Consider the following 21,723-nt stretch of genomic DNA (forward strand, 5'->3'; position numbering starts at 1 on the left):
TTGTATAATTTATTCATACAAGGTTTTTTATTAAGAGGGGATTGAGAATGACAAAGATTAAAATACATATCTTAAAAATTGAAAAATGAAATCAAAATTTAGGAAAAGAAGCAACACTAAATGATGATGATATAAAAGATATAAATGAGAATGAGAATATAGAGAAAATTAATGATGATATTATTGCAAAATCACCTACGTTTTCATAATCATATTTTTATTGTATATTTATTAAAAAATTTTAATAAAAAATACTAAATATGAATTAAGTAAAATGATATAATTTATATATAATTTACTTATTAAATTATATAAGTTTGAGAGGTAAAAAAATGAATGGCAATAAAAATGAAATGAAAATAAAACTCAAAGAAATTTATTTATTAAAATATAAAACAAATCAAAGTGATGACATAAAATATAAAGCATTTGAAACATTAGAATTAGCAAGACTATTTCATCTAAGTTTTAAAGAAATAGTAACAAAATTTGGATACCCTAATCGCGAAATTATTCACTATGAAATTATTGTAATACCATTTAATTTAGATGCAAGTAGAATATTGAATCAAATTAATAAATCAAAATAATATTAAGAAAATATTTGAATATTTTCTTAATATTATTCATTTATATAATTAATTAAAACTTTGCTTATACAATCAATAATTGTAAAAACAATATAAATTTGTTATCATTTTTACATAAAATAATATAGTTTTTAACTTATTATTTTTATTATCTAAAAATGTTTTTTTTATATTTAAAGAGGTATCAAAATGAAAAAAGTTAAAATATTACAGTTAACAACTATAATATTATTTGCAATCACGGTTTTAATTATAATTACTGGTCTATACTTAATTTGATTTAGTAACTTTTATTTTAAATTCGATAATAATGAACAATGCCATTCAAATTTTAAAGATGGATATACAATATTAAAACATTTTGGTTTAAGTTATACTATTAGCACTTCAGCAAGTTCTTTCTGTAATTTAAGTCATTTTCCTGATAATTACTATCCTTGAATTCAATTACAAATTGGATTTATCTTTTGTATAATTATCGTTCCAATCTTATTATATACAGTATTTCTATTCGTAGTAATTATTTTTGTTTTTAAAATAAGAGAAAAAAATAATAATTTTTGAGATGCAATCGAAAATTGTGAAATAATTAATAATTACTATGTTCATTAATTTTTATTAATATACTTTATCTTACTAATATTTTAAAAATGAAACTTAATTTTGCTAATTTTTGTTTTAACTAAATATTTTCTAAACATTATAATATTTTTATTATAATGTTTTTTATTTTTTTAATAATTTTATTTTATTCTTTTAAAAAATAACTTCCCTTGATAATTTTGATTAGTTTTATCATTATAATTTTTGCTTCCAATATATAAATTATTATCTACAGGTAATAAGCTCACTACAACACCATAATCTTTATTTCAATCAAATACTTCAGTAAAAGTAATACCACCATCAGATGACTTATATAATCCACCTTTAAAAAATTTATTATCAATAACTGAACTCTACTTCCAACATATAAATCATTATTAACAACAGCTAAACTTCAAATCTCACCATAATTTTTATTATTTTTTCAACCAATAGTTTCTGTTATTTTTTCTCCTTTAAGAGAAAGTTTAAATAGTCTACTTTCATATAGTTGATTTCTACTTCCAATATATAAATTATTACCAAAAACTATTAAACTCCAAACTTCACCATTATTTTGATTTCATTTTTTTAACAATTCTAATATTCCATTAGGTTTAAATATTAATAAATTTCCAGTATATGTACCAGTTTTAGTACCAATATACAAATCATTATCAATAACCGCTAAACTTCTAACTTCACCATATGTTTCAATTCAATCCTTAATTTCTGATACTTTTCTATTAGATTCAATCATAAATAACTTACCATAACAATCAGAAGTTCTTGTTCCAACATATACATTATTGCCCATAGCTACTAAATTATAAACTTCTCCTGTTATTTCTGATATTTGTGTCAAAATATTTTGTTCAGGAGAATATCTAAAAAGTCCATTAGCAAAAGTTGCTACATAAACAGTTCCATCATTAGTAACAACTAAACTAGAAATATAACCATTAATACCAGTAATTGGTGTTATTATTTTATTTTTTGTATTACTTGCATTATCTTTAATTTTATATACACCATTACTAGTTCCGACATATAAATCATTATTTATATTTAATAAAGTTGATATTGCACCATAAGATTCAGGTCAATTAAAAATATTTAATTTTTCTTGATATACTCCCTCATTTTGAACTAATATTTCAGAAATTGCTATAATACCCCCAATTAATCCACCAGCCAAAACTGTCCCACCAACCATTCCTACAATAACTTTTCTTTTTCTTCTAATTTCTTTTGGCATAAATTAAAATCTCTCCTTAATTTTATTAAATTTTTGTAAATTAATTTTACATTATTCTTAAAACAAATTATTGATATGCTTATTTTAAACATATAGCTAACTAAAGTAATGTTTACTCATATCTTGAAAAACAAAATCAATCGCTTTTTTAATATTTGGTCAATAATTTGGTAATATTTTTCTTATATTATGTTTTATAGCAAATCAAAAATGTTCAATTGGATTTAAATTAGGAGAATATGGCGGAAGAAATAATAGTTTGCATCCAGCATTTTCAATTAATTGTTGTGTTAATTTAGATTTATGAAACGTTGCATTATCTAAAACTATAATTTGTCCACGCTTTAATACTGGAATTAGTTTATTTTTAAGAACCTGTTTAGAATCTTTTTAATAGAATTTAACTAAAACAAGAAATAATCATTTATAAATAGGTACTTAACCAATAATTTATTTTCTTTTTCATTTTTTTGTTAAAAAGATTTTATCATTTGAAAACTTATCGACTAAAAATCTATTTTTTATTATAAAATAACCATTATAATATAAATTTTATTAAAAATTAATCAAAAAAGATCCTAAACAGGTTCTAACATATGATTCAAAAATTTTACTATTGCAATGTCCTTCAAATGCTCATAAGGCTTTTAATTTACCTTTATTTAGTGAACCAATTATACTCATTCTCTTTATTTTATATGCGGGTTTATTATCAAATAATCTTTTACCTTTTTCAGATCAACCATATTTATAAAATTCATTATCATCAATTCCAGATTCATCAATATATACTAAATCTTCATTCATTATTTTAGCTATTTCTTTTAAAAAATCTTCTTGTTTATTTTTATCTCTTTGTTCATATAGAAAAGTTTTTTTTATATGTATAATTTAGTTTTTTAAAATAGTTATAAACTGTTTCTTTAGTCATATTTCCAAATTTATCAATTACTTTTTGAACTGTAACATCTTTATTTTCTGCTAAATAATTTTTTAATTCATCTAAATCCTTTATTTTGTGGCTATGTCCTTTTTGATAATTCAAAATTGGTTTTATATGCCCAGTTTCTTTTTTTCTTTTTCTTCATAAAAATAAAGTCTTTCTAGTGATATTGAACACTTTACAAATTTCTTTAATTTTCATATTTTTACTTTCATAAGCTTCTATTACTTTTCTTCGTAAGTCTTCACTGTATGGTTTTGGCATAATTTAATCTTCCTAATCTATTTTAATTATTGCTGAATTGTACTTTTAAATTCAAAAACTGTTTAAATTACATATTATTATTTTACATTATTTATGAGTAAATATTACTTTAGTTAGCTATAAGTAAGCGATTTTAAAAAATATTTTTTTGGGGGAGGGAATAAATTTTGGAAGTACAAAAAATTCAATTTAAAAAATTACGACCGCATAATTTTTTGGGAGGGCAATATTTTGTTTTATTATTTTTTTGAATAATATTTATTACATTACTAATTACTGCATTAGTCTTATTTTTAAATGAAAGAACAAGAATTGATAAAGAAAATAATGTTAAAGAACTACTAGAACAAATTGCTAACGCAAAACAAGAAAGTGACAAAACTCCTTTCTATAAAAAATTAATGGCTATTTATTATCCATTAATTGATTTTTCATTAATGTCATTTATTTTTACTCAACATGATGATGCACCAATAAGTGACTGAGGAAGTGCATGAACACAACGCTTAAATAGCATTAATACTGCTTATTCATATATCTTTATTACAATTTTAATCGCTTTAATTGCTTTACTTTTTTATATTATTATCATCATTAAACTTTATCGTCGTCGAGCATTTCAAAGAAAATATGGTTTAACAACTCAATTTGCAAATGATTATCCAATTTATGATATTAAAATGTATCTAGGTTTTACAGTTAATTTAGCTATTGTTTTTAGTTTTTTCAATTTTCTAACAACTATCACTGTATTAATTTATGGTATTATCTTGGTATTAACTTCTTATTTCTTTTGATATATTTTAAAAATTAAAACAGAAATATTAATTATGCATAAATGATGAAAAACACCAAACTTTGCTTTATTTTTATCTGTTATTTTATTCCAAAATGGTTATACTTTATTAAAATCAATATTTGCTCAAAAGTTTAATGTTAACTTAGAACCTGTTTAGGATCTTTTTAATAGAATTTAACTAAAACAAGAAATAATCATTTATAAATAGGTACTTAACCAATAATTTATTTTCTTTTTCATTTTTTTGTTAAAAAGATTTTATCATTTGAAAACTTATCGACTAAAAATCTATTTTTTATTATAAAATAACCATTATAATATAAATTTTATTAAAAATTAATCAAAAAAGATCCTAAACAGGTTCTTAGACTTAATTTTATCAATTATTTTACCAATTGGAAGAATTACCATCTTTATTACATTATTAATCAAAAATATGCTTAATTCACAAGTTACAGCAGTAAAAAATGCTATTAAAACAATTGCTGCTAAAATTAGTGCTTTTCAAATTTTCTATTATACACAAAAAGAAAAATCTTTAGAAGACTACATGTTTGTTAGTCAGTTGCCAACACTTGTTCGTATACCATTACAAAATAATAGCATTAACACCAAACAAGCAGTAACGCTAATGGCAACTATTGATGAAACAATAATATTTTTTAAAAACACTTTCATAAACTAAAAGAATTAAACTATATGCTTTTTCACTTATTTAATAGAATAACTGATATTGAAGAAATTGAAGAAATCAAAAATAATATTCTTAAAATAGACTTACTGCATAACGTTTTTAAGTTTTAATGATAAATTATAAAATCCTGCAATTAAATTAAATCTTAAAAATATTCGTTTTCTACCTTTTCTAAATTTATAACCAATAATTTTAAAACATTTTAAAAATGCAAAAACATGTTCAATTTTTCTGCGAGTTTTATTAATAATCTTATTAAAAATTTTAATTTTACTTGTTTTAGGATTATTTTTACTAGTTTTAATGGGTAAAAATGTATTACTATGAATTTTTTGTAAACCTTGATAACCTTTATCTGCAAGAATTACAGTTTCTGACAAAAATTCTAACTTTGAATTTTTAAAAGTTTTAAAATCATGATTTTTACCAGTATCAGGAAAAATATTTAAAATTTCATTAGTATGTGCATTAATTATGGTTTGAAACTTAACAGTATGCATTCATTTTTTGCCAGAAAATCAATCTTTTTGATTATATTTTGGTCGTTCTGTTTCTACTTCTGTTACATCAATTATCAAAATTTTATTTTTGAATTCTTCTTTTTAAAAAAATATTTTTATTTGTTAAATTATTAAACTTATTATTATTTATTAAAATGTCTTCAATTGAACGAATATTTCGTAAAGCAGTAGTATCAACCATATCATACTCAGCACCAATACTATGATATGTACGATTTTCATATAAATATCTTAAAGTCATTACTAGTCTATCTTCTATTGACATTTTATATGGCCTTCCACCAGTGGTATTTTTTAGATTTTGATGATCTAATAAAATATTTAAAATTTCATTAAAAACTAGTTTATTAATACCAACTATTTTACGAAAATATTGATCCGGTTTATCTTTTAATTCAAAATATGTCATAAAATTTATCCTTAACTATTCAAATTTTATTTTAATAATAACAAAAAAATGAAAAGTTAACTAGTTATGCAGTAAGTCTAATAGAAAAAAATAATTAATCAAAATTTAACAAAAAAGTTTTAAAAATAGTTAATACCATAGAAAATAATAAAATTTGTTATAATTGAGTAGAGTAATTATGATATGAGGAAAGGAAGTTATATACATGTGACCATTTAAAAAAAGGGATAAAACCGGAGAAGCAAAAGATCAAAAAAAATGTGATGGTTGTGGGAAAATGAAAAGTTCATCTGAATGCACTAAAGCAGCAGATGGTAAATGTTTGTGTAAAGATTGTGCTAAATAAATATATTAAATAAGTGTGTCATTAACACACTTATTTAATATATTTAGAAAGGAAGGATATAATGAAATGATTCAATAAAAAAAACAAAAAAACTGATGATGAATCTTTAACAAAAACCGTAAAATGTTTTGATTGCGGAATGATGTTTGAACCTTTTGACATTCTTGATACAAAAGAAGGGAAATCTTTATGTAAAAAATGTTTCATTAAAGAAGAAGAAAAATAAATTAATGATGTGTTTAGCAAAACACATTTTTTATTATTTAAAATAAAATAAATAACTATTTTCACAATATTTTATTATAATTACTATGATAAATTAAATTAATTAAAAGGAGAAAAAATGAACATTTTTATAGAAATATTGGGGTATCTTGCAGCCATTTGTATTCCTTTGGCATTCTTACCACAAACTATTAAACTAATTAAAACAAGAAATACTTCAGGTCTTTCTATTTTTTCATATAGTATCTATCAACTGGGAGGTCTTACTTTTTTAATATTTGGCATACTTCGTAATGATATTCCCATGATTACTTGTCAAACTATTACTGCTATACTAAATTTCATAATAATTGGGATTATTGTTAACAATTTAATTAAACAAAAAAATAAGGAGGAAAAAAATGTCTAATATTGCAATTGATATTATTGGATATATAGGTGCCTTTTTTATTTCAGTTGCCTTTTTACCACAAACTATTAAACTAATTAAAACTAAAAACACAAAAGGTTTATCGTTAATTTCTTATAGCATATATCAAATAGGATTAACTTCATTCATAATTTATGCTAGTTTAATTAAAAACATTCCCTTACTAGCAGCAAATGCCTTTGGCACAGTTATTAATATCATATTATTAACATTAATAATTTATAATTTATATTATAATAATAAAGATAAAAAGAACAATTTAACTTCCAAAAAATAAAATTTTTATTAACATAATACTTGCACAAGAATGGAGAAAAAAATGGAACATATTAATCTATTAGGAACTTTTATTTTTATTATCATTGGTTATTTAATTGGCTCAATCTCACCTTCAATTATTATTAGTAAAATAAAATTTAAAACCGATGTTAGAGATTATTACTCTAAAAATGCTGGTGCTACTAATTCAACACGAGTTATGGGTGGTAAATGAGGAGCTATTATTTTAATTATTGATGGTTTTAAGTCCGCTATTCCTATTTTAATTGCATACGGTTTAACCTTTATCGATATTACTAATCCTAATTATGAAACAATGTTTAAACAAGCATATATTTATCCAACTGGTCTTGCTGCAATTATTGGTCACTGTTGACCAGTATTTTATGGTTTTCGTGGTGGTAAAGGAGCTGCATCTTCATTAGGAGTACTATTAATGATTAATCCTATTTATTGCGTTATCACAATTGCTAGTTGATGATTTATTTTATATTTAAGTAGAATGTCATCTTTATCTTCAATGTTAATGATGATACTTGCTTTTATCTTATCATGAATACCCAATATGCCACTGCATGCTTTTCTTTCCCAACAAGACACTCAATACTATATTGTTAATATAACTATGGCTCTAATTTGAATATTAATTATTATTCGTCATTGAGATAATTGTAAAAGAATTCTTAATCATACTGAACGTAAAGTGACTATTTTTGATAAAAAAAATAAAAAAGCAAATGAAGAAAAAAAATAAAAAATCATCTCTTTATACAAAATTAATAAAAATATTTTTTAAAAAAATGCTTGTTTTATGTTTAAAATTAATGTACTATTATAACCGTGTTGACTTAACATTGTTAATATTCTCTCCGATATTAGCTTTGCTTAAGCCGAATTATATTTAAAGGAGAGTTGTCAAATATGGAACAAATTAAACAAGATGAATTGATTAAAAAATTTCGCTTAAATGCCAAAGACACTGGTTCTTCTGCAGTTCAAATTATTAATTTAACAAAAAGAATTTTAGAATTAACAGCCCATCTACAAGTACAAAAAAAAGATATTACTGCAAAACGAAGTTTGTTAAAAATGGTAGCAAGCAGAAAACGTTTCTTAAAATACTTTAAAAAACAAGATGTTGCTACATACAATAAATTATTAACAGCACTATCACTAAAAGATAACTAATATTAAATCAGTATTTACTTATTAATACTGATTTTTTTATATACATCTAAATAGGACGGTTGTCAAATTTACGAAATAATTAATTATCATATTAGTAACTTATTTCCAATATTACCATTTCAAAATGATGATAGACAAATTAAATTCTCTTTAACCCTTATAACCTACGTATTTTAAACAAATCAAATTATTAAAGGAAAAAGACAAGAAATAATCTTGTCTTTTTTTGTAATTGTAAAATTTTAAAATTTTTAATAACCGTCTTTAACGCTATTATCAACACGTGTTAGGGAACTAAAAAAGTGAACTACAATACAGTTGTTAAAAATAGTAGCTAAAACATGTGGACTTGCATGGATAAATAAAAAGTGGAGTGATACCTAATAAAATATACTAACCATTTAATGGTAATTCTTGGGGTGGGAGCGAATTGGAAACTAGTATATATAGACCTGTTGTAGGGACCTATTGTATTAATTCTATTCTTTATTTAACCAACCTTGCCACTCCCCAGTGAGCAAGTGTTGGTTTTATTTTTTATTTTTTTTGAAAAAATTTTTGGGTGAGAAAATAAATTTCAAACTTGTAAAAAAAATTGAGCGGTGCCGGTTCAATTAAAATATTAATTTATTAAACATAAATTAAATAAATATTGAATCGAATGCCTCGATTTATTTTTAAAATTTCACAATTTATTTTTGAGCCCAGAATTGCTGGAATGAATAAAACGAATAGTAGTATTATTAATAATCTAAAAATCAAATTATATGTTCTTTATGCTAGAAGCAACAGAACATATTAAGAAAGGATTATTATGCAAATAGAATTTAAAAAAGAACAAATTGTTAAAGATAAACCACAATCTATTCTTATTGATTATATTGAATATAAATTATCGCTTCCAAAATGAATGATTAAAAATAATTCTTTTATTGTTGATAACAGTTACACATATTGAGTTTTTAATTTAGAAAATATTAAAAGAGAATTAAGTGGTAATGAATTAATAAAATTATTAGAACCATATATTAAAGACCAAAAAATAACTATTAATAAACCAACCGCTCCAAAAGAATATTATCTTAATGATATAAAACTTGAACCACTAACATTTTATGAACAGCATAATAGTTGATTTATGGGTGAAATAACAGATAACAAAACTAAAATTACTAATCCTTGTTTTAAATATAACATTACGTGAGAAGAAAACAGAAAAGGTTTTAAAATAAATAATCCATATAAACATGATGGTTTACCAATTAATTATATAGTTACTTCTTATAAGGAAATTTCAACTCATAATGAAAAAGTATTTTTGTTGAACATGTAAACAACATAAATTAGATTATTTATTCTTTAATACTAATGATATAAAAACAAGAAAATATTTTTTAAGAGATAAAAATAGTAAAGCAATTTGTTATGACTGTATTTTAAATATTAGGTTAAGTAGGAGGTATAAATATGGATAAAGAAAAACCATTTTCTTGCAAAGACCAAAAAAATATTAATGAATATAATAAAAAACTTAGTAAAGCAATAACAAAGGAACATTTAAATAATATAGAAAAATTAAGAGAAAATTTTAAAAAAGAAGTAATTACTCAATATAAGGAAAATTTAATTAATTATCTTGAAAATGAATTTATGGAATTACTTAAAGATGATATTAGTGATGTAATTAAAATTAATATTAGTAATTGAAAACTTAAATTAATAATGAAATTACAAGAAAAAATTCAAAATGGTGACTTTGAATAATGCAATATGACTTAATTATTGGTATTGATCCCGCTGGTATTGGTAATAATGGAATTGTTATATATTCAAATGAAAGTAATAATATTGTTTATAATGAAACATTCAATACATTAACTGTTTTATGAACTAAAAATATGTATAGCTAACTAAAGTAATATTTACTCATAAATAATGTAAAATAATAATATGTAATTTAAACAGTTTTTGAATTTAAAAGTACAATTCAGCAATAATTAAAATAGATTAGGAAGATTAAATTATGCCAAAACCATACAGTGAAGACTTACGAAGAAAAGTAATAGAAGCTTATGAAAGTAAAAATATGAAAATTAAAGAAATTTGTAAAGTGTTCAATATCACTAGAAAGACTTTATTTTTATGAAGAAAAAGAAAAAAAGAAACTGGGCATATAAAACCAATTTTGAATTATCAAAAAGGACATAGCCACAAAATAAAGGATTTAGATGAATTAAAAAATTATTTAGCAGATAATAAAGATGTTACAGTTCAAAAAGTAATTGATAAATTTGGAAATATGACTAAAGAAACAGTTTATAACTATTTTAAAAAACTAAATTATACATATAAAAAAAACTTTTCTATATGAACAAAGAGATAAAAATAAACAAGAAGATTTTTTAAAAGAAATAGCTAAAATAATGAATGAAGATTTAGTATATATTGATGAATCTGGAATTGATGATAATGAATTTTATAAATATGGTTGATCTGAAAAAGGTAAAAGATTATTTGATAATAAACCCGCATATAAAATAAAGAGAATGAGTATAATTGGTTCACTAAATAAAGGTAAATTAAAAGCCTTATGAGCATTTGAAGGACATTGCAATAGTAAAATTTTTGAATCATATGTTAAAAATAAACTAATTCCAGTATTAAAGCGTGGACAAATTATAGTTTTAGATAATGCAACGTTTCATAAATCTAAATTAACACAACAATTAATTGAAAATGCTGGATGCAAACTATTATTTCTTCCGCCATATTCTCCTAATTTAAATCCAATTGAACATTTTTGATTTGCTATAAAACATAATATAAGAAAAATATTACCAAATTATTGACCAAATATTAAAAAAGCGATTGATTTTGTTTTTGAAGATATGAGTAAACATTACTTTAGTTAGCTATAGAAGTTGAAGAGAAAATTTATAATGTAGAAAGTAAAGCGGGATATTCTGTTTCCTATACTCCTTTTTATATGTCACTTCAACATCGAATTAATATCCAACTATTAAAAGAAAAAGAAATAGTAAATGCTCTTAATAATGTTGATGAATTAGAAAAGTTTAAAAAATTAGAAGAAATATATAAAGAATTAGTTACTAGAAAAGAAGAAATTGAAGCACCAAATTCAAGATGAAAAAACGCTAATAAATATAAAGAACCTAATAATCCTGACTTGCAAACAAGAATTAATCAAATTTTAGAAAATGGTCCAATAAGACAACAAAATTTTATCGATGCAGCAAATCAAGAACATATTCCTAATAATAGTAATGGTTCAAATAGTTTTCTTAATGCTATATAATATGAACTTATATTAAGATCATTATTTATAGAGAACATGTAAAAGTTACCCTTTGGGGTAACTTTTACAATATTTTATTTTTTATTAAATCAATAGTATTTTCTACTTGTTTATTATTAATTTCTTTTTTGTCTTTTATCTTAATAAATCGATAAGTACTAACGATTAAAAAGCCTATATAAATTAAATAAGATATCGTTAGTACTGATATTAGTAAAATATTGTCATAATAATTTTTAGTAAAAAATGAAAATATGTTACTAAAAATTAAAGGAATTATAGCTATTCATAAAATTAAATATTTCTTTTTATTTTTACTAATTCCTAATCAGCCAATAGCTGTTATCATAACAGCTATTACAAAAGTAATACTAACTATTTTTTCAGAAATTTCATTTTTAATCATTTTTATTTTTCCTTTCTTCATCTATAATTAACATTATATCATTTAATTTAATTGACATAGTAGTAGGAGAAAAATTAATTTTTAGTTTTGTTTTAAGGAAATTGATTGATAGATAATTAATTTATATTTTATTTTTTCAAAAACAAAAAAATGATAAATGCTTTTATTGACATTTACCATCTAAAAAATAAATCTGTTATCAGTTGATAACAGATTTTAAATTAATTATTAATTTTAAGCACGTCCATATGATTCAACAACTAATGCTTCATTAATATCAGTATTTAGTTCGTCACGTAGTGGATGACGTACATATGTACCAATAAATGTTTTTTTATTGAATTCAATAAATGGTAATGTTGAAGCGTTAGCGCTTAATGCTTCAATAATTTTTGCATTTTTTTGTGCTTTTTCAGTAATAGTAATTTTATCTCCTATTTTAACACGATATGAAGGAATATTAACTTTTTTACCATTAACTAAAACATGACCATGATTTACTAATTGACGAGCACCTTTTCTTGTTAAAGATAAACCTAAACGAAAAACAATATTATCTAATCTTGATTCTAAGAATACCAACAAGTTAGTACCAGTAACACCATGAGTTTTTTTTGATTCATCAAATAAATTTTTCATTTGACGAGCATTTAAACCATAAGTGAAACGAATTTTTTGTTTTTCTTGTAATTGTAATCCAAAGTTAGAAAGTTTAATTCTTTTTTGACCGTGTTGTCCAGGAGCGAATGTTCGCTTTTTTCCTTTTGCAAATTCTTTACCAGATTCAAGAATTGAGAAGTTTAATCTTCTTGATTTTCTAAAAACTGGACCAGTATATCTTGACATAATAAAAACCTCCTTGGAATGTATACAAACACAAAGAGACTTTAATAAGTTCTCATTAAGATAGTTTACAATTCGCCAGAACAGCACTGGTTACTATTAAGATTAATAGAAAATTCTACTAATAAAAAGAATAATCTTTGAGGGTAAACTATTTGCAACTTAATAATACTTATTTGCTGCTTTCGTGAATGCTTGTTAATTATAGGATAAGTAATGTTATTTGTCAAATATTATTTTTTCATTTTTTGTAGATTAGACACACTTTTTGGACTAATAAAAGTTTTTATAACTTTATATTATTAGTTGAGGTGTAGTTTAAAATGAAATATTTAATTAATAGTGCTGATTTTACTAAATTTGATTATAAATTTAACAAATTTGTAGAAAAGTATAAAAATGATAAAAATATTAATAAAGTTAATATTTATTATCGTAAATTTAGAAAATTTTGTTTTATTTTTAAAAATAAAAATACTTGTAAAGAAATAATTTCTCAATTACATATGCCAAAGCAAACCTTTTATTATTGAGCTAAACGTTTTTATGATGTTTTTTACAGAAATAAACCTTTTGAAGAATTATTATTTAAGTCAACAAAACCTAAAAATATTAAATATTTCTATAAGTTGGAATTATCAGAAAAATTTATAAATTATTTTGTTCAGTATAAAGAAGAGTTTGGTATAGGTGCTTTTCAATTTTGTTATTTAATAAGGCATATTGATGATATTAGGTTTAATTTTTTGCCAAAACCCTCGGTTAAAACTATATATCGTTGATTAAAACGTTTTGGTTTTTGTTCACAAAAAGTTATTAAGAAAAAACATTTGAGATATGAAGTAAAAGAAACTGGATTATTACAAACTGATATTAAAGTAGTATCAGATTATATAACAGGAAGTAAAAGATGATATATTATTGATTTTATTGATGAAAAAACTCGAATTACTTATTGTTATCCATCTGAACAAGCACAAACCAGAGATATTGTAAATGCTACTAAAAATGCTTTAAATTTCTATGAAAAATTAGGAATTAAAATTAAAAGAATTAGAACTGATAATGGTAGTCAATATACTAATATAGCTAACTAAAGTAATGTTTACTCATATCTTCAAAAACAAAATCAATCGCTTTTTTAATATTTGGTCAATAATTTGGTAATATTTTTCTTATATTATGTTTTATAGCAAATCAAAAATGTTCAATTGGATTTAAATTAGGAGAATATGGCGGAAGAAATAATAGTTTGCATCCAGCATTTTCAATTAATTGTTGTGTTAATTTAGATTTATGAAACGTTGCATTATCTAAAACTATAATTTGTCCACGCTTTAATACTGGAATTAGTTTATTTTTAACATATGATTCAAAAATTTTACTATTGCAATGTCCTTCAAATGCTCATAAGGCTTTTAATTTACCTTTATTTAGTGAACCAATTATACTCATTCTCTTTATTTTATATGCGGGTTTATTATCAAATAATCTTTTACCTTTTTCAGATCAACCATATTTATAAAATTCATTATCATCAATTCCAGATTCATCAATATATACTAAATCTTCATTCATTATTTTAGCTATTTCTTTTAAAAAATCTTCTTGTTTATTTTTATCTCTTTGTTCATATAGAAAAGTTTTTTTTATATGTATAATTTAGTTTTTTAAAATAGTTATAAACTGTTTCTTTAGTCATATTTCCAAATTTATCAATTACTTTTTGAACTGTAACATCTTTATTTTCTGCTAAATAATTTTTTAATTCATCTAAATCCTTTATTTTGTGGCTATGTCCTTTTTGATAATTCAAAATTGGTTTTATATGCCCAGTTTCTTTTTTTCTTTTTCTTCATAAAAATAAAGTCTTTCTAGTGATATTGAACACTTTACAAATTTCTTTAATTTTCATATTTTTACTTTCATAAGCTTCTATTACTTTTCTTCGTAAGTCTTCACTGTATGGTTTTGGCATAATTTAATCTTCCTAATCTATTTTAATTATTGCTGAATTGTACTTTTAAATTCAAAAACTGTTTAAATTACATATTATTATTTTACATTATTTATGAGTAAATATTAATTTAGTTAGCTATACATCTTGTGGAAAACCACAAAGGAATCGTTGATTTACAAATTTTTGTAATAAAAAAGGTATAGTTCATGAAACTACACCGTTTAGATCACCACAGAGTAATGGTAAGATTGAAAGATTTCACAGAAATTGAAGTAATTTATTTGAAATAAAACCATATTTAAATAGTGATTTTAGTTTATTTCAAAAATTAGTGAATTCTTTTCAAGAATATTATAACAATTCTAAACCACATAAATCATTAGGATTAATGACTCCTATGGATTATTTTGATAAACTTTTATTAGATAAAAAATAGTCCAAAATGTCTGTACTACCTTAGAACCTGTTTAGAATCTTTTTAATAAAACTGAAATAAAGGAAAGAACAACCATTTGTAAACTAGTATTTAGTTTTCTTTCACAATTTTTTCATAATCTTCTGTATTTTTCTAATCAAGCAAAGCTTCGTTCTACAATTCATCTTTTTGGTAATACTACAAAAGTATGTAGTTCATTCCGTTTTATAATTTCAACATTTGCATTTATGATTGTTTTGATTTCAGAAGCAAATTTTTCACCAGTATAACCAGCATCTACTATTATTTTTTGAACTGCAGAAAGATTTTCTTTTTCATTTTCAATCATTATTATAGCGCTATTACGATCTGTTTTTTCTGCTGTGGTTATGTAAATTGCATGTGGTAAACCTTGAGAATCAACAATAATATGACGCTTTATTCCTGAAATCTTTTTACCAGCATCATAACCTTTATTTTCAGTAGTATCTGTATTTTTAACACTTTGCGAATCAATTATACAAAAACTAGTTTGTTCTTTGCGATTATTGTTGATACGAACTTTTTTAACCAATTTTTTTTAAAATTAATTGCCATACACTAGCTTCTTTACCGTTATTTTTACTTCAAATTTGAAAATAATAATATACAGTTTGTCATTTTGGAAAATTTTTTGGTAGCATTCTTCATTGACAACCACTTTTTAATACATATAAAATTGCACAAAATACTTCATATAAATCTAAACTTCTTGGTTTTGTTTTCTTTTTGCTATTTTCTAAAATTGATTTTATGTTCTCAAATTGTTCTTTGGTGACATGACTTGGATAATTTTTATGCATAATATATACCTCTGATTTTAAAATATATAATCATTTTACATTATTTTCGAAAAGATTCTAAACAGGTTCTTACATATTTTTTCATTTTTACAATTAAATATCATTAAATTTTAGTTATTATTTTTTTTAAAAAATAATTTAAATTTATATAATAAAATTTAGTATTTAACTTAAAAAGTTAGTTATTGAATTTTGGCATTTTTTTGATATCAGTTATTCCTGAATTCCAGAAAAAATCAATAGAATATATTGATTTTTTCTACATCTCAATCCAAAATATCTTGATTAAATTTTTTTGCATCATAGAACATAAAATTCATATCTTTTACATTAGAAGTATCTCAATCTGAAAGATCTTGATTAAATTTTTCGCCAGCGGACGGTTGTCAAATTTACGAAATAATTAATTATCATATTAGTAACTTATTTCCAAAAATGAATTATTTGAAAAATAATGAAAAATTAGACAAAATTACTCTCTTTAACCCTTAAATTTAAATTTATTATATTCGACGTATTTAAAAAAATATACATTTAAAAAAAATAAAAATTATTCTCAAAGTTATTAAGGAAAAAGGCAAGAAATAATCTTGTCTTTTTTTTGTAATTGTAAAATTTTAAAATTTTTAATAACTTTCTTTAATACTATTATCAACACGTGGATGGGTTACACTTTATTGGACACTAATTACGTAGACAAGTGAACAAATTAGTTGAAAGAAAGGAACTATAATTATGGCCAATATTAATTCATATACCGATGAATTTAAAAAACAAATAGTAGCTTTATATCAAAGCGGCAAATCAGTATCTTACCTTGCTAAAGAATATAATGTTACAAGAGCAGCTACTTATAATTGAATTAAGCAATTTACTAATTCAGGTAGTTTTAAAGCTAAAGATAATCGTTCTGTTGAAGAAAATGAATTAATTAAATTAAGAAAAGAATTAAAACAATTACGAATGGAAAATGATATTTTAAAGCAAGCAGCACTAATAATAGGCAGAAAATAGAAATTATTACAAACAATAAGTTTAAATATAAAATTCGCACAATGTGTCATTTTTTAAAAATTTCTAAATCAACATATTATTTTAATTTAAAGAAAAAAGAAAATAAAATTCAAAATAATATTTATGATGAAGCTATTATTAGTGCTTTTAAAGAAAATAAATGTGTTTATGGAACAAGAAGATTAAAAGTAATATTAGAAAACCAAGAAATTTATTTATCAAGACGAAAAATTAAAGAAATTATGAATAAGCATAATTTAATATCAAAATACACTAAATTATCATTCAAAAATCATAATAACAAAGTAAATGATGAAAAAATCACTAATCTTGTGAATAGAAACTTTAATAATAGGCTTAAAAATGAAGTTATTGTCAGTGATTTAACTTATGTTCAAGTTAATGGTAAATGAAACTATATTTGCTTATTAATTGACCTATTTAACCGCGAAATTATTGGACATAGTGTGTAGGTACTAGAAAAGATGCCTTATTAGTACATCAAGCATTTATGCAATCAAATCGCTGTTTAAAAGATATTCAAATATTTCATAGTGATTGTGGTAATGAATTTAATAATAAAATTATTGATAAACTTTTACTAGCATTCAATATTACTCGCTCTTTAAGCAAAAAAGGTTGTCCTTATGACAATGCTGTTGCTGAAGCAACTTTTAAAACTTTCAAAACTGAATTTATTAATGATAAAAATTTTAGATCATTAATCCAATTAAAATTAGAATTATTTGATTACATCAATTGATACAACAACATAAGAATCCACAGCACTTTAAACTACTTAACTCCAGTTAATTATCAAAAACAAATGTCTACCAAAAAATAGTCCTAAAAAGTGTTGCCATTCCACGTGTTAAGGAATTAAAAAAGTGAACCATAACACAGTTGTTCAAAATAGTGGCTAGCATGTGGACTTGCATGAATAAATAATAAGTGGAGTGATACCTAATAAAATATACTAACCATTTAATGGTAATTCTTGGGGTGGGAGCGAATTGTAAACTAGTATATATAGACCTGTTGTAGGGACCTATTATAGCTAACTAAAGTAATATTTACTCATAAATAATGTAAAATAATAATATGTAATTTAAACAGTTTTTGAATTTAAAAGTACAATTCAGCAATAATTAAAATAGATTAGGAAGATTAAATTATGCCAAAACCATACAGTGAAGACTTACGAAGAAAAGTAATAGAAGCTTATGAAAGTAAAAATATGAAAATTAAAGAATGGAATGGCAACACTTTTTAGGACTATTTTTTGGTAGACATTTGTTTTTGATAATTAACTGGAGTTAAGTAGTTTAAAGTGCTGTGGATTCTTATGTTGTTGTATCAATTGATGTAATCAAATAATTCTAATTTTAATTGGATTAATGATCTAAAATTTTTATCATTAATAAATTCAGTTTTGAAAGTTTTAAAAGTTGCTTCAGCAACAGCATTGTCATAAGGACAACCTTTTTTGCTTAAAGAGCGAGTAATATTGAATGCTAGTAAAAGTTTATCAATAATTTTATTATTAAATTCATTACCACAATCACTATGAAATATTTGAATATCTTTTAAACAGCGATTTGATTGCATAAATGCTTGATGTACTAATAAGGCATCTTTTCTAGTACCTACACACTATGTCCAATAATTTCGCGGTTAAATAGGTCAATTAATAAGCAAATATAAGACTTACTGCATAACGTTTTTAAGTTTTAATGATAAATTATAAAATCCTGCAATTAAATTAAATCTTAAAAATATTCGTTTTCTACCTTTTCTAAATTTATAACCAATAATTTTAAAACATTTTAAAAATGCAAAAACATGTTCAATTTTTCTGCGAGTTTTATTAATAATCTTATTAAAAATTTTAATTTTACTTGTTTTAGGATTATTTTTACTAGTTTTAATGGGTAAAAATGTATTACTATGAATTTTTTGTAAACCTTGATAACCTTTATCTGCAAGAATTACAGTTTCTGACAAAAATTCTAACTTTGAATTTTTAAAAGTTTTAAAATCATGATTTTTACCAGTATCAGGAAAAATATTTAAAATTTCATTAGTATGTGCATTAATTATGGTTTGAAACTTAACAGTATGCATTCATTTTTTGCCAGAAAATCAATCTTTTTGATTATATTTTGGTCGTTCTGTTTCTACTTCTGTTACATCAATTATCAAAATTTTGTTTTTGAATTCTTCTTTTTAAAAAAATATTTTTATTTGTTAAATTATTAAACTTATTATTATTTATTAAAATGTCTTCAATTGAACGAATATTTCGTAAAGCAGTAGTATCAACCATATCATACTCAGCACCAATACTATGATATGTACGATTTTCATATAAATATCTTAAAGTCATTACTAGTCTATCTTCTATTGACATTTTATATGGCCTTCCACCAGTGGTATTTTTTAGATTTTGATGATCTAATAAAATATTTAAAATTTCATTAAAAACTAGTTTATTAATACCAACTATTTTACGAAAATATTGATCCGGTTTATCTTTTAATTCAAAATATGTCATAAAATTTATCCTTAACTATTCAAATTTTATTTTAATAATAACAAAAAAATGAAAAGTTAACTAGTTATGCAGTAAGTCTTTAATATTAAATTTATAAGATAAAATAAATCTATCCTATAAATTTAAAAACCTTTCTATATTTCTATACTTAATAAATTTCACAACATAAATATTAAAAAAATCTAAAAATATTAATAAAGGTAATTAAAATGAACAAAGAATATAATAAAAACCTACTAAATGGAAAAATATTAATCACAAGTAAAAACTTAAGAAATTCAGAAAAGTTTTTTTAAAGTTATTAGATAATGAGCAATTATTTTTAATTTATAACATAATTATTAATGAAGAAATTAAAATAAATAATTATAAAAATAAACTTGAAATTAATTCTGAATTTGTAAAAATAAAATTAAATCAATTAATTAATTTAACTAACCCAGTAAAAATTACATGAAGAAATCATGAATTTCCAGATTTAGAAGTTACTTACAATAATAAAACAACATATATTGAACATACTAGTGTATATTGTGACGAAAAAGACAAGAAAAAGCGTTCAAGACATGCGGAATTTTTATTAAATGATAATTCTAATAAATCTAATGGCACACTACAAAAAGTAAATGATACAACATATTTAAAAAATTTGGAAAATGCAATTTTAGAAAAAAAAAGAAAAATTTATCCTTCATAAATTTAAAGAAAAAAATTATTTTATTAATTTATGTTAATTATCTTATTCAACATTTATTATTGGATGGAATGAAAACATATGATATAACATACAAAAAATGAAAGGAAATTACAACTCATTCATTAGATAAATTAATTAATAAAGAAAAATTATATAATTATTTTGATGAAATTATTATATGTGGTGACTTAATAATGAATTCAACAAAAAGATGAATAATAAACAAAACTTAATAATAATTTAAATATCACTAGATTAATTTAAATTATTATTTTTCTTATTTAAAAAATATTAATGTTCATATGTTTCTTTTTTAACTACCACTTTTTCTTTACTTCTTACAAAAAATCATTGATAAAAACCAAAGCATGAATTACCAAGAGCAACAATTCACATTAATAAAAGATTTACATCCAAACGATTATGAGCAGCTCCCGAATACATAGCTATTTGAAAAATATTAACAATTATTCAAAAAATTCATTGTTCACGAAAACGTAATAACATTAGTATTTGCGCAACAATACTTAAAGAATTAGTTAATGAATCTAGAATATGTGGTAAAACTTGTTGAAAAGTATTACCATCAAAATCATATTTCCCTAAAATTACACGTGAAAATTCAGGAATTTCAAAATAAAAAAATACTGATAAAACAATTGCAAAGTAAATAGTAACAATACTTGTTTTTAAATTTAAACGTTTAGAAATTATTTCTTGTTGTGAATCTAAATGAAATTTCCATAAACTATAGCCAATAAATTGAAAAGGCAAAAAGAAAAATAAATTCAACTGCATATCACCAACATAATCTCAAACTAAAGCAATACAACCATAAATACTAACAGCAAAAAAACCTCAAAAAAAATTAGAAATTTTACCAAACGAAATTAAAATTATACAAATAACATTAGTAAAAGCAGCAATACCATTTAAGAATAATAATACTTGCTGTCAAGGATGATAAGCTTGACGATTTACAATAGTTCAGACCGAAGGATATAAATTAGGATTAATAAAATGATTCAAATCAAAAAATGTATTTCATAACATAAAAATTCCTAAACAAATAATAGCTACTTTAGCAGAAAATGGAATTTTATTAAGATCTTTGGGTATTGATAATAAAAATTCTTTTATATTTT

The 21,723-nt window shown here is 22.4% G+C and carries 33 protein-coding genes and 3 pseudogenes; 20 read left to right on the top strand and 16 right to left on the bottom strand.

Features of this window, described 5'->3' with window-relative positions:
* The first annotated feature begins 47 nt into the window (after window positions 1-47).
* The 3 genes from ACQH26_RS02320 (at window position 48) to ACQH26_RS02330 (ending at window position 1,202) form a co-directional block, all read left to right on the top strand.
* Window positions 48-209, top strand: coding sequence for a hypothetical protein (locus ACQH26_RS02320; RefSeq protein WP_252319474.1), 162 nt, complete (start codon window positions 48-50; stop codon window positions 207-209).
* A 123-nt stretch (window positions 210-332) separates the two neighbouring features.
* Window positions 333-590, top strand: a complete 258-nt coding sequence (locus tag ACQH26_RS02325) for a hypothetical protein (protein WP_425382733.1) — start codon at window positions 333-335, stop codon at window positions 588-590.
* A gap of 189 nt (window positions 591-779) precedes the next feature.
* Window positions 780-1,202, top strand: coding sequence for a hypothetical protein (locus ACQH26_RS02330; protein WP_425382734.1), 423 nt, complete (start codon window positions 780-782; stop codon window positions 1,200-1,202).
* Window positions 1,203-1,440: 238 nt separating this feature from the next.
* On the opposite strand, the gene ACQH26_RS02335 is transcribed toward ACQH26_RS02330, so the two are convergent.
* The 4 genes and pseudogenes from ACQH26_RS02335 to ACQH26_RS02350 form a co-directional block, all read right to left on the bottom strand.
* Window positions 1,441-2,433, bottom strand: coding sequence for a hypothetical protein (locus tag ACQH26_RS02335; RefSeq protein ID WP_425382735.1), 993 nt, complete (start codon window positions 2,431-2,433; stop codon window positions 1,441-1,443).
* Between the two features lie 96 nt (window positions 2,434-2,529).
* A pseudogene (locus tag ACQH26_RS02340) lies at window positions 2,530-2,799 on the bottom strand (transposase); the annotation flags it as partial.
* A gap of 189 nt (window positions 2,800-2,988) precedes the next feature.
* Complete coding sequence (locus tag ACQH26_RS02345; protein WP_425382736.1) at window positions 2,989-3,240, bottom strand: transposase; 252 nt, start codon at window positions 3,238-3,240, stop codon at window positions 2,989-2,991.
* 40 nt (window positions 3,241-3,280) lie between these two features.
* Complete coding sequence (locus ACQH26_RS02350) at window positions 3,281-3,640, bottom strand: helix-turn-helix domain-containing protein (RefSeq protein ID WP_425381863.1); 360 nt, start codon at window positions 3,638-3,640, stop codon at window positions 3,281-3,283.
* Between the two features lie 167 nt (window positions 3,641-3,807).
* On the opposite strand from ACQH26_RS02350, the gene ACQH26_RS02355 reads away from it, so the two are divergent.
* Complete coding sequence (locus ACQH26_RS02355) at window positions 3,808-4,596, top strand: hypothetical protein (protein ID WP_425382737.1); 789 nt, start codon at window positions 3,808-3,810, stop codon at window positions 4,594-4,596.
* A gap of 279 nt (window positions 4,597-4,875) precedes the next feature.
* Window positions 4,876-5,124 carry a hypothetical protein gene (locus tag ACQH26_RS02360; protein WP_425382738.1) on the top strand — a complete coding sequence of 83 codons (249 nt, stop codon included), beginning with the start codon at window positions 4,876-4,878 and terminating at the stop codon, window positions 5,122-5,124.
* Between the two features lie 92 nt (window positions 5,125-5,216).
* Here ACQH26_RS02360 and ACQH26_RS02365 read toward each other — a convergent pair whose 3' ends face one another.
* Window positions 5,217-5,711, bottom strand: a complete 495-nt coding sequence (locus ACQH26_RS02365; protein WP_425381872.1) for a transposase family protein — start codon at window positions 5,709-5,711, stop codon at window positions 5,217-5,219.
* A 4-nt stretch (window positions 5,712-5,715) separates the two neighbouring features.
* A complete protein-coding gene (locus ACQH26_RS02370; RefSeq protein WP_425381897.1) occupies window positions 5,716-6,063 on the bottom strand; it encodes a transposase family protein in 348 nt (115 codons plus the stop codon).
* A gap of 205 nt (window positions 6,064-6,268) precedes the next feature.
* Here ACQH26_RS02370 and ACQH26_RS02375 point away from each other — a divergent pair, with 205 nt between their 5' ends.
* From ACQH26_RS02375 to ACQH26_RS02430, 12 genes are all read left to right on the top strand, one after another.
* The gene (locus ACQH26_RS02375) at window positions 6,269-6,409 is read left to right on the top strand and encodes a hypothetical protein (RefSeq protein ID WP_338974739.1); all 141 of its coding nucleotides are present in this window, start codon (window positions 6,269-6,271) and stop codon (window positions 6,407-6,409) included.
* A 61-nt stretch (window positions 6,410-6,470) separates the two neighbouring features.
* Entirely contained in the window at window positions 6,471-6,635 is a 165-nt protein-coding gene (locus tag ACQH26_RS02380; RefSeq protein WP_174481051.1) for a hypothetical protein, read from the top strand.
* A 117-nt stretch (window positions 6,636-6,752) separates the two neighbouring features.
* The gene (locus ACQH26_RS02385) at window positions 6,753-7,043 is read left to right on the top strand and encodes a SemiSWEET family sugar transporter (protein WP_338978737.1); all 291 of its coding nucleotides are present in this window, start codon (window positions 6,753-6,755) and stop codon (window positions 7,041-7,043) included.
* Window positions 7,036-7,341: a SemiSWEET family sugar transporter gene (locus ACQH26_RS02390; RefSeq protein WP_281748102.1), complete on the top strand. Its 306-nt coding sequence runs from the start codon at window positions 7,036-7,038 to the stop codon at window positions 7,339-7,341. The genes ACQH26_RS02385 and ACQH26_RS02390 overlap by 8 nt, the downstream gene beginning before the upstream one ends.
* Before the next feature lie 42 nt (window positions 7,342-7,383).
* The gene (plsY, locus tag ACQH26_RS02395) at window positions 7,384-8,097 is read left to right on the top strand and encodes a glycerol-3-phosphate 1-O-acyltransferase PlsY (RefSeq protein WP_425382739.1); all 714 of its coding nucleotides are present in this window, start codon (window positions 7,384-7,386) and stop codon (window positions 8,095-8,097) included.
* A gap of 167 nt (window positions 8,098-8,264) precedes the next feature.
* Window positions 8,265-8,531: a 30S ribosomal protein S15 gene (gene rpsO / locus ACQH26_RS02400; RefSeq protein WP_252319942.1), complete on the top strand. Its 267-nt coding sequence runs from the start codon at window positions 8,265-8,267 to the stop codon at window positions 8,529-8,531.
* 814 nt (window positions 8,532-9,345) lie between these two features.
* Window positions 9,346-9,864, top strand: coding sequence for a hypothetical protein (locus tag ACQH26_RS02405; protein WP_425382740.1), 519 nt, complete (start codon window positions 9,346-9,348; stop codon window positions 9,862-9,864).
* 134 nt (window positions 9,865-9,998) lie between these two features.
* On the top strand, window positions 9,999-10,295 hold the full coding sequence (locus ACQH26_RS02410) for a hypothetical protein (protein ID WP_425382741.1): 297 nt from the start codon (window positions 9,999-10,001) through the stop codon (window positions 10,293-10,295).
* The gene (locus ACQH26_RS02415; RefSeq protein ID WP_425382742.1) at window positions 10,295-10,441 is read left to right on the top strand and encodes a hypothetical protein; all 147 of its coding nucleotides are present in this window, start codon (window positions 10,295-10,297) and stop codon (window positions 10,439-10,441) included. Before ACQH26_RS02410 ends, ACQH26_RS02415 begins: the two co-directional genes overlap by 1 nt.
* Window positions 10,442-10,554: 113 nt before the next feature.
* Window positions 10,555-10,914, top strand: coding sequence for a helix-turn-helix domain-containing protein (locus ACQH26_RS02420; protein WP_425382031.1), 360 nt, complete (start codon window positions 10,555-10,557; stop codon window positions 10,912-10,914).
* A gap of 40 nt (window positions 10,915-10,954) precedes the next feature.
* Window positions 10,955-11,443, top strand: coding sequence for an IS630 family transposase (locus tag ACQH26_RS02425; RefSeq protein ID WP_425382141.1), 489 nt, complete (start codon window positions 10,955-10,957; stop codon window positions 11,441-11,443).
* A 74-nt stretch (window positions 11,444-11,517) separates the two neighbouring features.
* Window positions 11,518-11,847 carry a hypothetical protein gene (locus ACQH26_RS02430; RefSeq protein WP_425382743.1) on the top strand — a complete coding sequence of 110 codons (330 nt, stop codon included), beginning with the start codon at window positions 11,518-11,520 and terminating at the stop codon, window positions 11,845-11,847.
* 64 nt (window positions 11,848-11,911) lie between these two features.
* Here the strand turns inward: ACQH26_RS02430 and ACQH26_RS02435 are convergent, their stop codons facing one another.
* Together ACQH26_RS02435 and rpsD are read right to left on the bottom strand one after the other, a co-directional pair.
* The gene (locus ACQH26_RS02435; RefSeq protein WP_425382744.1) at window positions 11,912-12,253 is read right to left on the bottom strand and encodes a hypothetical protein; all 342 of its coding nucleotides are present in this window, start codon (window positions 12,251-12,253) and stop codon (window positions 11,912-11,914) included.
* A 234-nt stretch (window positions 12,254-12,487) separates the two neighbouring features.
* The gene (gene rpsD / locus ACQH26_RS02440; RefSeq protein ID WP_425382745.1) at window positions 12,488-13,099 is read right to left on the bottom strand and encodes a 30S ribosomal protein S4; all 612 of its coding nucleotides are present in this window, start codon (window positions 13,097-13,099) and stop codon (window positions 12,488-12,490) included.
* Window positions 13,100-13,419: 320 nt separating this feature from the next.
* On the opposite strand from rpsD, the gene ACQH26_RS02445 reads away from it, so the two are divergent.
* Window positions 13,420-14,193 carry a DDE-type integrase/transposase/recombinase gene (locus tag ACQH26_RS02445; RefSeq protein WP_425382746.1) on the top strand — a complete coding sequence of 258 codons (774 nt, stop codon included), beginning with the start codon at window positions 13,420-13,422 and terminating at the stop codon, window positions 14,191-14,193.
* Here ACQH26_RS02445 and ACQH26_RS02450 read toward each other — a convergent pair.
* On the bottom strand, window positions 14,186-14,674 hold the full coding sequence (locus ACQH26_RS02450; protein ID WP_425382141.1) for an IS630 family transposase: 489 nt from the start codon (window positions 14,672-14,674) through the stop codon (window positions 14,186-14,188). The genes ACQH26_RS02445 and ACQH26_RS02450 overlap by 8 nt on opposite strands.
* 40 nt (window positions 14,675-14,714) lie before the next feature.
* Window positions 14,715-15,074, bottom strand: coding sequence for a helix-turn-helix domain-containing protein (locus ACQH26_RS02455; protein ID WP_425381863.1), 360 nt, complete (start codon window positions 15,072-15,074; stop codon window positions 14,715-14,717).
* Between the two features lie 181 nt (window positions 15,075-15,255).
* On the opposite strand from ACQH26_RS02455, the gene ACQH26_RS02460 reads away from it, so the two are divergent.
* A complete protein-coding gene (locus ACQH26_RS02460; RefSeq protein WP_425383065.1) occupies window positions 15,256-15,492 on the top strand; it encodes an integrase core domain-containing protein in 237 nt (78 codons plus the stop codon).
* 31 nt (window positions 15,493-15,523) lie between these two features.
* On the opposite strand, the gene ACQH26_RS02465 is transcribed toward ACQH26_RS02460, so the two are convergent.
* A protein-coding gene (locus ACQH26_RS02465) for an IS5 family transposase (protein ID WP_425382012.1) occupies window positions 15,524-16,313 on the bottom strand; the annotation gives its coding sequence in 2 pieces (ribosomal slippage) (window positions 15,524-16,051 and window positions 16,053-16,313; 789 coding nt in all).
* A 182-nt stretch (window positions 16,314-16,495) separates the two neighbouring features.
* Window positions 16,496-16,705 carry a BspA family leucine-rich repeat surface protein gene (locus tag ACQH26_RS02470; RefSeq protein ID WP_425383066.1) on the bottom strand — a complete coding sequence of 70 codons (210 nt, stop codon included), beginning with the start codon at window positions 16,703-16,705 and terminating at the stop codon, window positions 16,496-16,498.
* Between the two features lie 343 nt (window positions 16,706-17,048).
* Here ACQH26_RS02470 and ACQH26_RS02475 point away from each other — a divergent pair.
* Window positions 17,049-18,171, top strand: a pseudogene (locus ACQH26_RS02475) (IS3 family transposase).
* A 431-nt stretch (window positions 18,172-18,602) separates the two neighbouring features.
* Here ACQH26_RS02475 and ACQH26_RS02480 read toward each other — a convergent pair.
* The 4 genes and pseudogenes from ACQH26_RS02480 to pnuC form a co-directional block, all read right to left on the bottom strand.
* A pseudogene (locus tag ACQH26_RS02480) lies at window positions 18,603-19,033 on the bottom strand (transposase); the annotation flags it as partial.
* A gap of 1 nt (window position 19,034) precedes the next feature.
* A complete protein-coding gene (locus ACQH26_RS02485) occupies window positions 19,035-19,529 on the bottom strand; it encodes a transposase family protein (RefSeq protein WP_425381872.1) in 495 nt (164 codons plus the stop codon).
* A complete protein-coding gene (locus ACQH26_RS02490; protein WP_425382747.1) occupies window positions 19,483-19,881 on the bottom strand; it encodes a transposase family protein in 399 nt (132 codons plus the stop codon). Before ACQH26_RS02490 ends, ACQH26_RS02485 begins: the two co-directional genes overlap by 47 nt.
* A 988-nt stretch (window positions 19,882-20,869) precedes the next feature.
* Window positions 20,870-21,631, bottom strand: a complete 762-nt coding sequence (gene pnuC, locus ACQH26_RS02495) for a nicotinamide riboside transporter PnuC (protein WP_338960310.1) — start codon at window positions 21,629-21,631, stop codon at window positions 20,870-20,872.
* Between the last annotated feature and the right edge of the window lie 92 nt (window positions 21,632-21,723).

Source organism: Spiroplasma endosymbiont of Melieria omissa (assembly GCF_964031175.1).
GTDB lineage: Bacteria > Bacillota_I > Bacilli_A > Mycoplasmatales > VBWQ01 > Spiroplasma_E > Spiroplasma_E ixodetis_A.